The sequence below is a fragment of the Paenibacillus forsythiae T98 genome (genome assembly GCF_000520735.1).
Lineage (GTDB): Bacteria > Bacillota > Bacilli > Paenibacillales > Paenibacillaceae > Paenibacillus_AQ > Paenibacillus_AQ forsythiae.
The window spans coordinates 1-13030 of sequence record NZ_ASSC01000011.1 but is presented as its reverse complement, the minus strand read 5'-3'; the positions used below and the strand labels follow the sequence as shown (position 1 = coordinate 13030).

Annotated in this window: 13 protein-coding genes and 1 pseudogene; 11 read left to right on the top strand and 3 right to left on the bottom strand. The window is 50.9% G+C overall.

Going from position 1 to position 13030, the window contains the following annotated elements:
• The 4 genes from L692_RS0100455 to L692_RS0100440 all read left to right on the top strand — a co-directional run.
• On the top strand, window positions 1–218 hold a 218-nt coding region (locus L692_RS0100455), incomplete at its 5' end, for an extracellular solute-binding protein (RefSeq protein WP_025696183.1).
• Between the two features lie 131 nt (window positions 219–349).
• Window positions 350–1138, top strand: coding sequence for a DeoR/GlpR family DNA-binding transcription regulator (locus tag L692_RS0100450; protein WP_198027682.1), 789 nt, complete (start codon window positions 350–352; stop codon window positions 1136–1138).
• Window positions 1139–1165: 27 nt separating this feature from the next.
• Window positions 1166–1987 carry a Cof-type HAD-IIB family hydrolase gene (locus L692_RS0100445; RefSeq protein ID WP_025696179.1) on the top strand — a complete coding sequence of 274 codons (822 nt, stop codon included), beginning with the start codon at window positions 1166–1168 and terminating at the stop codon, window positions 1985–1987.
• Window positions 1988–2045: 58 nt separating this feature from the next.
• Window positions 2046–2684 carry a YfbR-like 5'-deoxynucleotidase gene (locus L692_RS0100440; protein ID WP_025696177.1) on the top strand — a complete coding sequence of 213 codons (639 nt, stop codon included), beginning with the start codon at window positions 2046–2048 and terminating at the stop codon, window positions 2682–2684.
• 55 nt (window positions 2685–2739) lie between these two features.
• On the opposite strand, the gene L692_RS0100435 is transcribed toward L692_RS0100440, so the two are convergent.
• The 3 genes from L692_RS0100435 to L692_RS0100425 all read right to left on the bottom strand — a co-directional run bounded on the left by L692_RS0100435 (window position 2740) and on the right by L692_RS0100425 (window position 4584).
• The gene (locus L692_RS0100435; RefSeq protein ID WP_025696175.1) at window positions 2740–3237 is read right to left on the bottom strand and encodes an arsinothricin resistance N-acetyltransferase ArsN1 family A; all 498 of its coding nucleotides are present in this window, start codon (window positions 3235–3237) and stop codon (window positions 2740–2742) included.
• A gap of 23 nt (window positions 3238–3260) precedes the next feature.
• Window positions 3261–4073: an arsenite methyltransferase gene (locus L692_RS0100430; protein ID WP_025696173.1), complete on the bottom strand. Its 813-nt coding sequence runs from the start codon at window positions 4071–4073 to the stop codon at window positions 3261–3263.
• Between the two features lie 61 nt (window positions 4074–4134).
• Window positions 4135–4584, bottom strand: a complete 450-nt coding sequence (locus tag L692_RS0100425; RefSeq protein WP_025696172.1) for a MarR family winged helix-turn-helix transcriptional regulator — start codon at window positions 4582–4584, stop codon at window positions 4135–4137.
• A 94-nt stretch (window positions 4585–4678) separates the two neighbouring features.
• Between L692_RS0100425 and L692_RS33940 the strand changes: the two are divergent.
• The 7 genes and pseudogenes from L692_RS33940 to L692_RS0100395 form a co-directional block, all read left to right on the top strand.
• Window positions 4679–4984, top strand: a pseudogene (locus L692_RS33940) (SWIM zinc finger family protein); the annotation flags it as partial.
• A 381-nt stretch (window positions 4985–5365) separates the two neighbouring features.
• Window positions 5366–8029, top strand: a complete 2664-nt coding sequence (locus L692_RS0100420; protein ID WP_415752748.1) for a DEAD/DEAH box helicase — start codon at window positions 5366–5368, stop codon at window positions 8027–8029.
• A 110-nt stretch (window positions 8030–8139) separates the two neighbouring features.
• A complete protein-coding gene (locus tag L692_RS27405; RefSeq protein WP_051503416.1) occupies window positions 8140–8523 on the top strand; it encodes a UPF0158 family protein in 384 nt (127 codons plus the stop codon).
• Between the two features lie 232 nt (window positions 8524–8755).
• The gene (locus L692_RS31555) at window positions 8756–8971 is read left to right on the top strand and encodes a hypothetical protein (protein ID WP_156940264.1); all 216 of its coding nucleotides are present in this window, start codon (window positions 8756–8758) and stop codon (window positions 8969–8971) included.
• A 278-nt stretch (window positions 8972–9249) separates the two neighbouring features.
• Entirely contained in the window at window positions 9250–10266 is a 1017-nt protein-coding gene (locus L692_RS0100405; protein ID WP_025696168.1) for a LacI family DNA-binding transcriptional regulator, read from the top strand.
• Between the two features lie 63 nt (window positions 10267–10329).
• On the top strand, window positions 10330–11667 hold the full coding sequence (locus L692_RS0100400) for an ABC transporter substrate-binding protein (RefSeq protein ID WP_025696167.1): 1338 nt from the start codon (window positions 10330–10332) through the stop codon (window positions 11665–11667).
• 101 nt (window positions 11668–11768) lie between these two features.
• A partial coding sequence (locus L692_RS0100395) for a carbohydrate ABC transporter permease (protein WP_025696166.1) occupies window positions 11769–13030 on the top strand: 1262 nt, incomplete at its 3' end.

Sequence of the window (13030 nt, the reverse complement as noted above, 5' to 3'; positions counted from 1 at the left end):
AGGCGGGCTTTGTATATGGCAGCGACGCAGCCGGTGAGCCGAAAGTGAAGGTCGCCATGCGGGTCGATCCGTCCACCCATGATCCGATCAGCTATCCGGCCACCGTTCTGGCGGAAAGCGCGCATCAAGAGCAGGCGAGAGCCTTCTACGATTATTTGTTCACTCAGGAAGCCGGCGACGTATTCGTCAAATACGGCTTCAAGCTGGCCGGGAAATAAAATGTTACTTTCCACACGCTCCATTTTCTGATACGGCGATCTGTTCCGGTGCATCCGGGCAGGTCGCTTTATTTTTTGAGATAAATGCTTAAAAACACTTAACAAAATACATAAAAACGCTTATACTGAGGGTGAGAAGGGAGGAGTTTCCAATTTACCAGGAGGAACGCCTGCTGAAAATTCTGGACCATTTGAAGACCCGCACCCAACTGTCCAATGCGGATATTTGCGGGCTGCTGGACATTTCGAGAGATACGGCGAGAAGGGATATTATCAAGCTGGTGGAGGAGGGCGCCGCGATAAGGACACATGGGGGAATCGCTTTACCTTTTTTCAAGGAGGAAATCAAGGCTTACAAGGATCGGGCGAACGCGGCCTCCGGGCAGAAGCTTCGGATCGCCCAAACGGCCTTGCCCTATATTTCAGAAGGGGATGTCTGCTTCATGGATGTCTCGACGACGGTGCGGGAGCTGTGCAGTCAGGTTGAGAAGCAACTGACGGTGTACACCCACTCGCTCGATAACGCAGCGGTGCTGGCGGGCAAGAGCGGCATTGACTTGCATTTGCTTGGCGGGAAGTTTCACCATGACAACCGGTTTTTTTATGATGAGGCCGGGGTTTTACAGCTCAATGATATTTATTTCGACAAGGCGTTCCTGGGGGCGGCGGCTATTATGCAGGACGGGATTTATTTTGCCAACCGGGAGGATGCGCTGGTCAAGAAGCTGGCAACGGGGCGGTCCGGGAAAGTGTATGTGCTGGCAGATACGAAGAAATTCAGTCTTACCGCTGCCTTCAAGGGCATTGATTTTTCGGGGATGGATGTTCTGATTACCGACGGCGATCCGCCGGAGCATCTGCGGTCGGTTCTGCGGGAGAACGGGATCGAGATTATCCTGACGGGCGGGGAAGGGCAGTAAAAAATCGTTGATAGGGAGCGATGCGCCATGATCAAAGCGATTTTCAGCGACATTGACGGAACCTTGCTAAATTCGCGGCACCAGATTACGCCGGAGACCAAAAGCGCCATACAGGAGGTGAAGGAGCGGGATATTCCGTTTGTCCTCGTTTCGGCCCGGATGCCGAGCGGGATTCTCCCTCTCCAGCAGGAGCTTGAAATCAATGCGCCCGTCATATGCTACAGCGGCGCTCTTGTTCTGGGCGGGAGCGATGCCGGGGGCCATCGGGAAACGCTTCACAGCGTCGGAATCGGCAAGAGCAGCGTGGGTGCTTTGCGCAGCGTCATAAGCGCGGGCTTTCCGGGCATCAGCCTCAGTCTGTACAGCCATGACCAGTGGATTGTTGCCGACCGCACGAACCCCTGGATTATTCAGGAGCAGGAGATTATTAAGGTCGACCCGATAGAGCGCGAGCTGTCTTCCTATATTGAAGAGGATCACGAGATTCACAAAATATTATGTATGGGTAATCCGCAGGAGATTAACCGGCTGGCGCAGACGCTAAAAAGCGCGGTTCCCGGCGTCAGCATATATAAATCCAAGGATACCTACCTGGAGATTATGGACGAAATGGTGTCCAAATCGTATGCGATCCGCGAGCTGGAAGCGGCGCTTCATCTCTCCAACCGGGAACTGATGGCGATCGGCGACAATTACAATGACATCGACATGATCCTGTACGCGGGACTCGGGATTGCGATGGGCAACGCGCCGGAGGAAGTGAAACGGGTTGCCGATCAGGTTACGTCAAGCAATGACGAGGACGGCTTGAAGGCCGGGATTGAGAGATTTGTTTTAATCCGCCCTTAACATAAGTTTCTTATAGTAGAAAAGAGACTTTCATGACAATAAAAGGGTGGCTGAACCGATGGGAATTCATGCGTATTTCCGGTCCCTGGGCGGGCTTGAACGGATTATCCGCTGTCCGGGGAAGTTCAAATTTGAGGAACATAGTGTGGCGGCCCACTCCTGGAAAGTGGTGCAGTACGCCAAGACGCTGGCCGATATTGAGGAGCAGCACGGCGTGAAGATCGACTGGAAGAAGCTTTACGAGATTACGAGCAGCCATGATTACGGCGAAATCTTCATTGGCGACATCAAAACGCCGGTCAAGCATTCCTCCCCGGAGCTTCGGGCGCTGATCCAGCAGGTGGAAGAGGGGATGGTGCACCATTTTATCGAGGAACATATCCCGCCCGAATTCCAAAGCATCTTCTACAACCAGCTGCGCGAGGGCAAGGACCAATCGGTGGAAGGGCGCATTCTTGAAGTCGCTGACAAGCTGGATCAGGTATACGAAGCGTTCGCCGAGCTGCAAAAGGGCAACACGGAGCAGGAATTTGTTACGATGTACCGCAGCGCCCTGATGAAGATCAAGGATATTCCGCTGCACTGTGTCGGCTATTTTCTCGACCGCATCCTGCCGGATCTCGTAAACGAAGAAACGATGTCTCCCGTCGACATACGGCGGATCACGGAGGAAGCGTTGGCCAATAATATCAGATGAAGCGGTAATTTTAAGCAGAGAGGGCCTAACACGCGGTTAGGCTCTTTTCTCTGTTCTAAAGTATTTTCTCCATAATCATTACGTCGATCGGCTTATTATCCATGACCCCTTGTTTTTCAAAGACGCCTACCTCGCGGTAACCCATTTTCCGGTATAGCCTCTGGCCCATCTGATTAAAGGGGAAGGTAAACAGCACGATTTTGTAAAAAGAGGAAGCTTTCGCTGTGTGCTCCAAGGTTTGAAGGAGGGAACTCCCCACGCCTTGTCCGCGAGATTCGCGTTCAATATAAATGGAGAGATCGGCAACGCCTTTATAAGCGCAGCGGTGGGAATACAGATTGAGGGCGGCCCAACCGATAACTGCGCTGTCCCTTTCAGCTACCAGGACAGTATAACGGCCTTGATGTTCCCGGAACCAGGCTTCCATGTAGGCCGTATCTTTGGTTTCCGTTTCCAGTGTCGCAATGCGGTCTTCAATCCCCTGGTTATAAATGCGGAGAATATTTGCGATATCAGCCGAGGCTGCTTCACGAACCATAACGATCGACTCCATATGCCATTCTCCTAACGGTATCCTTATTTTTTGGTTGCTTTAATTACGGCGGAGACCAGATAATCCTGCACCTTGGCCCCGGGAACCCAATCTTTAATGAAGGCTCTGGATTCATCTTTCAGCTCGATGGAAATATCGGTAAAACCGCTTTGCCGCAGCATGGACTCGAGATCCATGATCGGCGAGGCTCCGGAAATACACCCTGTGTATAGTTCATCTATGGTGTTCGTGATTTCAGGCGGAAGTTCCACTGCGGCCACGACGTCGGACACCGCAAGCCGGCCGCCGGGCTTTAGAACCCGGAACGCTTCATGGAATACCTGCTGCTTATCAGGAGAGAGGTTAATCACACAGTTCGAGATGATAACGTCCACGGATTGATCGGCAAGCGGAAGATGCTCGATTTCACCGAGCCGGAATTCGGTATTGGTGAAACGGCCTTTGTCGGTATTATTCCGGGCGCGGCTGATCATCTCCGGAGTCATATCAACGCCGATGACCTTGCCGCTGTCTCCAACCTGGCGGGAAGCGAGGAAGCAATCAAAGCCTCCGCCGCTGCCGAGATCAAGCACCGTTTCCCCAGGCTTTAGCTCAGCAATCGCTTGTGGATTGCCGCAGCCGAGTCCCAAATTAGCGCCTTCCGGAACAGAGGACAATTCATCATTGGAATAACCAAGCTTGGCGGAAATCGCATTGTAGTCGGTTGGACCGTCGCAGCAACTGCTTGAACTTTCGGCAGAACTGCAGGAAGATGGAGGCTCTACCGTTTTAACAGCGACCTGCTGGTACCGGCTTCTAACCTTCTGACGAATCTGGTCATGAGTAAGTTTGTTCATCATAATCTCTCCTTGCATATGGGATTATATTTGCAAAGTGCAACTATAAAGGCTGGGAAAATCACCCGGTGACAGGTGCGCAGCATCGGCTTGATTTCCCCATGGCTTCATTAAAAAGCTGTACCGAACGCAGGACCGTTTCTTTTTCAAATTCAGTCATATAGGAGAAGACTTCTTCCAGATAACTGTTCATTTGCTGGTCGATGGTTGCGGCAATTCTCTTTCCTTCCTCAGTCAAAGACAGGGTGAATACTCTGCGGTCGCCAGGGTCCGGCGTTTTTTTAACAAGATCCATTTTGATCAGGGACTGCACCTGCCGGCTAAAGGTGGTAACATCCGTTCCCAGCGTCTCCGCAACCTGCTGCATAGAAGGATTGTCCCGGCGCACCACTTCGTGGAGCAGATGGCTTTGGGCCAGTGACAGATTGATTCCGCTTACGCTGCAGCAGTCTTTATTCAGCAGACCCAGGCGCCTGGTCATGATTTGAAACAACTCTCGAGCATTTTCCATTGGGTTCACCTCATAGATTAGTTATAGCGAAAATAATTGCAAAATGCAATTATAATTTTCTGTTTTTCTCAGCGCCGGTATCTAGGCTCATGGTATGATTGTATTACTAAATCATTGCATGCAGCAGAATGTGAGGATGATTGTTATATTTTTTACATTAAGAGATATTAGAGACCTCTGCGGAGAAACCTTTTATAAACGGGGGATGTCTTATTATAAAGCCAGATGTGTTAATAAACTGACATTTCATGAGAATGAGAACAGTTATACGGCTCAGGTAAGAGGAAGCAGATCCTATCAGGTACAAATCAATATTGATAATGAAGGAGATATAGAAGCGGACTGTACCTGCCCCGCCTACGAGGACTATGGCTGTTGTAAACATGTGGCCGCGACACTTATTGCGATCAACATGCTTGAGCAAAAGGGTTCAACTGGCGGCAAGCACCCGGGTTCAGCACAATCCGCTCTCTTTTCAGCTGCCCCGGCCCAAGCTCCAGCGACTGGTTCGAAGCTTGTTCAGGTTAAACCTGTTCCCAAACCTTCCTATCAACAGGCTGATCAGTTCATTTCCTTATTCAATGGGACGACTGGAGATAAGGGTAAGGATATTAGCATGATATCCGCCGGCCGTGAACAGCTGCAGTTTGAGTTTATTATAAAGGTCCAGAACACGCCAAGCAGTAAAGGCTTGTCCCTTGAAATGAGAGTGGGGGTCAAGCGGCTCTACGTTGTTTCCAAAATTAAGCAGTTCCTTGAGTGTATGGAGCATCGCACTCCCATGTATTTTACGAGTCAGTTCACCTTTGATCTGGAGAAGCAGCATATGAACGATGCGGATATCGAGTTTCTGAATGTGCTGGTTCTTATGAAAAATACCGAGAAAATCTATAAAAGAACGGGCGTTGGTTATTATAGTTATCCCGGAACACCGGACGGGAAAGCCATGGTTATCTCTCCGCTGGCATGGGACAAGCTAAAGCCGCTCTTTTCAAAAGTAAATGCCATACTGGAGGGAGCCGGACATCCGGGAGCGCGGGTAGAGTTATTGAACGAATCTCCTCCACTCAGCTTTTCGATCGGCAAAGGTGGAACCGAAGGGTATGCTCTGACGGTTTCCGGTTTGGACAAGCTGCTGCTGCTTCCGGATCACTCATGCCTTATTTCGGAAGGGCGAATTTATAATCAGGACGCAGCGAACATTGACCGAATGGCGCAATTACAGCAGAATTTCTCCGCCTCCAAACGGATGGACCTATCACCTCTGCACATGGAGCCGTTTGTTCAACGAGTCTTGCCCGCCTTGAGGTTAATGGGAACCGTAAAAGTAAAAAAAGAGGTCAAGGAAAAAATAGTCGAGCCTGAACTGCAAGCCAAAATTTTTCTGGATTATGAGGATAGCGAATTAACCGCCCGGGTTGAATTTCACTACGATTCCATTCTTATCAATCCTTTAAATAAAGTCCAATCCTTCATAGAGAATAACAATATGATTCTGGTAAGAAATTTGCAGCTGGAAGACCGTATCATTGCTGTAATGGACCAGTCATCTATGAGCAGGAAGGAAGAGTTGTGGACTGCCGGAAGCGAGTCTGAAATTTATGAAACGCTTTATGAACTGATTCCTTTATTGGAAGACAGTACCGCCATATTTCTGTCCCAAGCCGCGCAAAATCTTGTTCAGGAGCGTAAGCCCTATCCCAAAGTCAGCGCCGATTTAAGCGAAGGGCTTGACTGGCTCAATATCTCGTTTGAGCTGGAGGGATTGGATGAGAAGGAAATCGTTCGTGTGATGCAGGCAATCGTTGAGAAAAAGAAATATATCCGGCTTCGCAGCGGCGCTTTTCTATCTCTTGAAGAGGAGCGTTTCAATGATTTTCGTACGGTGGCAGGCCATCTGAATATTGGCAAAAAGGACCTGCGGGCAGCGACGATACGTTTGCCATCCGTACATGCACTGAAGCTCCCGGAACGCGAGAAATCATCGAAAAATTTGAAATGGGGCAAGTCGCTTCGGCTTTTTCTGGAACAGCTAAAGGAGCCGGAAAATATGGACTTCGAGCTCCCTGTCCACATGGTGTCCGTTCTCCGCGATTATCAGGTAAGAGGTTTTCAATGGATGAAGACCTTATCAAGGTTTCGGTTCGGAGGGATTCTGGCCGATGATATGGGACTGGGAAAAACGATTCAGACTATCGCCTACATCTGCTCCGAGCTTGGCGAAATCTCGGACCAATCCCAAATATTGATCATCTGTCCAGCCTCGCTGACGTATAATTGGGCCAATGAATTTGCGCGGTTTGCTCCAGAGGTCAGAGTTCTTGTAGCGGCCGGGCAAAAGGCGGAGCGAAGCGAATTGCTGGAAGGAATAGAAGAGGCCGACGTGGTTATCACGTCTTATCCGCTTCTGCGAAGAGATATTGAACTTTACTCCGGTAAAACATTCCATGCGCTCATCCTGGATGAGGCACAGGCGATCAAGAATGTGGCTTCCCAAACAGCTCAGACCGTAAAGTCCATTACAGCGGCAAGAAAATTTGCTTTAACAGGAACGCCTATTGAGAATTCGCTGGATGAACTGGGTGCTATTTTCAGTGTGGTCTTCCCGCTCTTGTTCTCCAGCAGAAAATCTTTTAAAGAACTCCCAGTAGAGCGCATTTCCGCTATCGTGTCTCCTTTTATTTTGCGGCGGCTGAAAAAGGAGGTGCTGGAGGAATTGCCGGACCGTATTGAGACGGTGCAGCGAACCGAACTGCTGGATGAGCAGAAAAAACTCTATCTTGCCTACTTGTCCAAGCTTCGGGAAGAGACGGAACAAAACTTGCAGGCCGAGGGATTTCAGAAGAGCCGTATGAAAATATTGGCGGGAATCACGCGTTTGCGGCAGATCTGTTGTCATCCGGCACTTTTTATCGAAAACTATGAAGGGGGTTCCGGTAAACTTGAACAGCTGCTGGAGACCGTGAAGGAATGCCATGCTTCCGGAAAAAGGCTGCTTGTATTTTCTCAATTTTCAAGCATGCTGAAGTTGATTCGGCAAAGCCTGGAGGCAGCCGGTATCCTGCCATTTTACCTTGATGGCGCGACACCTGCGGCGGAACGTGTGGAAATGTGCCGGCATTTTAATGAAGGCGAAGGGGACGTTTTTTTAATTTCGCTTAAGGCTGGCGGAACCGGTCTTAATCTGACGGGCGCGGATACCGTTATCCTGTATGATTTATGGTGGAACCCTGCGGTGGAGGAACAAGCGATTGGACGTGCGCACCGTATGGGACAACGAAGTGTAGTTCAGGTTATACGTATGGTAACGGAAGGCTCAATAGAGGAGAAAATTCTGGAGCTGCAGCAGCGCAAAAAAGATTTAATCGAGGAAGTTATTGAAGCGGGAGAGGACTCCGTCACCAGATTGTCCGAACAGGATATCCGTGAAATGCTGAGGATGTAGCAGGCTGAAAGCTTAAATTTTCAGCAGAGATGGATAAGGAGGAGCGAATGAAGAAGCTGGAGCTAACCGAAGAACAAATGAAAGAGCTTGTTTAAACTTGTGATCTGTATGTGGACGGGATTGACTTTTTTCTGAATATTGAAACAGGTGAGATCGTAACCCTGAATTCTTTTGACCCGGATGATGCGGATAAGGAATTGAGTGAGATGATTGATGAGGGTTTTAACGAAGTATATTTTCGTATTCCGTGTAGGGAATCGCATGAAGGGTATAGGGATATGTCCGATTTTGCTGAAACTGTCGTTAATGAGCAATTAAGAAATAAGCTGGTTCATGCTTTGAACGGAAGCAAGAAGATATTTCGGAAATTCAAGGATGCCTTGGCCTCGGATGAACAAGAGCTGGAACGCTATTATCATTTTGTAGAAGTTCGCAATCGGGAGCGTGTTATCCAATGGCTTGAGTCCAAAGGTTTCTGTTTGGAAGTGAAATGACTATGAAACAGCGATGTTGATGGAGCAGGATATGGCTCATGAGCTGTTTGGGAGGGGAATTCAGGGAAATATGGAACCGGGCATATTCAAGTTTAGCTGGGTTGGCAGTGATAAAATGTATCTTGACCATCCAATTTCTACGAGTGGATCGGATATGTAAATACCTTCGACCAGCCAGTTCCTTGTTTTTCATCGGGAGTGAGGGAGCTGAGAAAGGGACGCAATCGTCGTAATGACGACTGACGGTCTGCTGGAATACGGAACACAGCCCCTTCAAAATCCTCATAATCTATATACCGCATTTTGTAATGAAACAGATATTGAAAAATGCACCAGAGACGCGTTAATTAACGTGCATCAGGAACAAGGCCGGGACAGCGCCACGGTTATCGTCTGGAGCTGCGATAACATTAGAGTGGCGGCACTCCCAAGCGACATCATCAGCTAAGCTTAATAATTCATACTTGACCCATTGGATTTATTGTGATATCTTTTCTTCAACAAAGATTTTAACTGCATACACTTAGAGCCCACTGGACAAACCAACGGCCTGCCGACCTCTATCAAAGAGCGAAGTAGGCCTTTTTCTGTACACATGAAGGGGGAACTGGAGTGAGGGAAGGAGTGGAACGGAATATCTTGCAAGTTGATTAAATAGCTGGAGCGGCTCGAACAGGAAACTGAAAAGCTTTTCAGCGCATAGCGGTCCAGTGAAAGGTGATAGAAATGAAAGCAACAATCAAAGATGTGGCGAGCCTTGCCAGCGTATCCATCAGTACGGTATCCCGGGTGCTGAACAACCCGGAATTGGTCGTTCCAAGAAAGCGTCAGAGGGTTCTGGAGGCCATCCGTGAGCTGAACTATTCGCCGAACGCCTTGGCGAGAGGGCTGATACATAAGCGGACCGGCACTCTGGGCGTGTTGATCCCGGATATTTCCAATCTCTTCTATTCCGCAGTGCTCAGAGGAATGGAGGATGCCGCGAATCAGTCGGATTCCAATCTGATTATTTGCAATACCGATACAAGCCCTGGGCGCAGAAGCTCGATCCTGAAGGTGCTGTACGAGAAGCAGATTGACGGCGTGATTTGGACAAGCGAGCCGCTTGCCCGTGACAGCTATGAGATGTTTGCCACGCTCGATTTTCCGGTGGTGCTTGCGGCTACCCATAGCCTGGACTATGACATTCCTTCCGTAAAAGTGGACGATGAGCAGGCGGCCTACGACGCGGCGGCGTATCTGATTGAGCGGGGACATACCCGCATCGGCATGATCAGCGGCCCGCCGACCGATCCGATCTCCGGCTATCCGCGAATTCAGGGCTTTCTCCGGGCATTAAGGGATCATCAGCTTGAATATGACGAGTCGGTCTGCGTGGAATACGGGAAGTACCATTTTGAGGACAGCTATGAAGCGATGAGGCGTCTGCACAGCAAATATCCGAAAATGACCGCTGTATTTGCCTCCAGCGATGAACGGGCTTTGGCCGCCATCTCCTATTTGCACGAGAATCAAATCCGGGTTCCGGACGACATCTCGGTAATCGGCTTTGACGGCACCCGGATGGCGGGCATGAGCTTCCCCCGGTTGACGACGGTAGCCCAGCCGCTCTATAACATCGGTTATTTGGCGGTCAGCAAGCTGCTCAAGGTAATTAATGGAGAGCCGATTGAGGAGCTTCGCACCTGCGTGCCTCATCAGATCGTTGAGCGCAATTCCGTGGTTGATTGTCCGGCAATCTGAAAAGCTTTTCTAATTTGTAATAATTGTAATCTTTACTGCTATTCCATAAGGAGGAGTTAAACAATGAGAACAAAAGCAGGCAAGTTAAGTATGGCGCTGATTCTGACCGGGGTACTGCTCGCGGGCTGCGGCAATTCCGGCAACAACACTTCAGGCTCGGGCAGCGCAAGCACAGAATCCAGCGCGTCGCCTTCGACGGCAGCTTCCGCCTCACCTGCGGCGGGCGAAAAAGTGAAAATCGTCTTCAGCCAGGGCGCAGACCAGACCGACGGCACCAAGAAGCTGGTGGCAGCCTTCGAAGCGAAGCATCCGGAAATCGATGTTGAGGTTCGGGAGTTCCCGAATGATTCCTCGCAAATGCATGACCAGCTGCTGACGATTCTGAGCGGCCAATCCTCCGAGATTGATGTAGTGAATCTGGATGTGACCTGGCCGGCCGAATTCGCCCAAGCCGGATTCCTGCTGCCGCTGGACCGCTATATCGAGCAGGATGGCATTGATACGAGTGAATACTTGAAAGGCGGAATTGAAGCAGGTTATTACAACGGCCAGCAGTGGGCGTTCCCGAGATACAACAATGCAGGTCTGCTCTACTATCGCACCGATCTGGTGAAGAAGGTTCCAACTACCTGGGACGAGCTGCTGAAACAAGCGACGGAGCTGAAAGGCCAGGGCGGAACCAAGTACGGCTTCGTGACCCAAGGCAAGCAGTATGAGGGATTGGCCGTCGGTTTTACCGAGCTGGTTAACGCTTATGGCGGCAAAATTATTGACGATCAAGGCAATGTGGTGGTGAACAGCGCTGAGGCCTTGAAAGGACTCAAGAAGCTGATCGAGATCCAGACCTCGAAGGCGGTTCCTTCCAACCTGAACACTTTCACGGAAAAAGAAACGCTGACCGCGTTCATCGAAGGCGACGCTGTGTTCGCCCGTCACTGGCCGGCCCTGTACGCGCAGGCAGGCGATCCGAAGGTCTCCAAAATTGTCGGCAAAGTAGGCATTGCGCCGCTTCCGGCCGGTGATGCCCGTTCCGCTGCGGCGCTGGGCGGCTGGCTGGGCGCTATCAGCAAATACTCCCAGCATCCGAAGGAAGCGTGGGAATTCCTGAAGTTCCTGATCAGCGAAGAAGGGGAAAAAATTGTAGCGATCAACAATACGCAGACCCCGACCTATCTGAAGCTGTTCGATGATCCAGAAGTGCAGAAGGCCAGCCCGCTCTTTGCCAATCGCGATTTCGTGAACGGCCTTGGCAGTGCGGTTCCGCGGACCATTACACCGCAATACGCCAAAATTTCCGGGCTGATTCAAGTGGAGGTCTCCAAGGCGATTGCCGGTCAGCAAACTCCTGAACAGGCCCTGGCTAATCTGGAAACGCAAATTAAAGCCACTGTAGCCAAGTAAGTCATAAGCGGTACGCCAAGACAGGCGGGTGAAGAGCCGTATTTACGGCTCCTCACTCGTTTTTGGGTGTACGCGCCACAAGAGTAAAGGGGTGTCATACCATGCCGCTTAAGAACAAAAGCAAATGGAGAGAAGGAAGAGCGGCATACGCCATGATCCTTCCCGCCGTGCTGATTATTGCCGCAGTCGCGCTCTGGCCGCTGCTCCGTTCCTTCTGGATCAGCCTGTTCGATCTCCGGCTGAACGATCCGACCCGCAATGCCATCCACTATTCGTATTCAATGAATGTTGAGCAGTACGCCGACCGGTTTCCCAGTCTGCTCAGGGCCGTGAAGCGGGAAGCCGGAAGTGCCGAAGGCAGCTCGTCGTCCGGCCTTGCTGCTGCCATGAAGAAATTAGAGGATGTCGGCGGAGAGCTTAAGGAAGACCCGGCGTTTCAGGAAAGGCTCACCAAGGTGAACGCGCTGCTGGATGCTTTCGCCCCGGTTCCGCAGGAGCTGCGGTTCATCCCGGTGGACAATGCGAAGGCTGAGCGGTTGAAGACCGAGCTTCAGGAGATTCGAAAGGAGCTTGCCGGACTGAAGGAGGGCGGGGCTTTGACACGCCCGGATGAGGTCATTGGACTGACCAGCGCCCTGCTGGACACGTTCCAGGCTCCGAATTTTGCCGGGTTATCGCATTACCGGGAATTATTATCAGGACGGCGGCTGTGGGAGTCGCTCGGCCACACCCTCTTGTTTACCGTATTTGCTGTGGCGCTGGAGATGCTGTTTGGGCTGCTGATTGCGTTACTGCTGAACCGGACCTTTCGGGGACGTGGGCTGGTGCGTGCGGCGGTGCTCATTCCGTGGGCTACACCGACTGCCGTATCGGCCATGATCTGGCATTATCTGTACGACGGACAGAACGGCATTGTCGCGAAGCTGCTGTACGAAGCCGGGTTGATTTCGGATATGGCCACGCTACTGTCTTCCGGCTCCTGGGTTATGGGCTCGGTCATTATGGCGGATGTGTGGAAGACGGCCCCTCTCGTGGCGCTGCTGCTGCTTGCCGGTCTCCAGAACATTCCCGCTTCGCTGTATGAAGCCGCCTGGGTGGATGGAGGCAGCAGGTGGAAGCAGTTTGTGCATGTCACCGTGCCGCTGCTGAAGCCCGCTTTTTTCGTCGCGCTGATGTTCCGTACGCTGGATGCCTTCCGCGTGTTTGATCTGATCTATGTCCTTACCGGCGGCGGTCCCGCCAATTCAACGGAATCCGTATCCATCTACGCGTACAAAACGATGTTCAGTGAACTGGATTTCGGCAAAGGCTCGGCGCTGTCCGTCATTGTCTTTGTCTGTGTGCTGCTGATCAGCATGGCGTA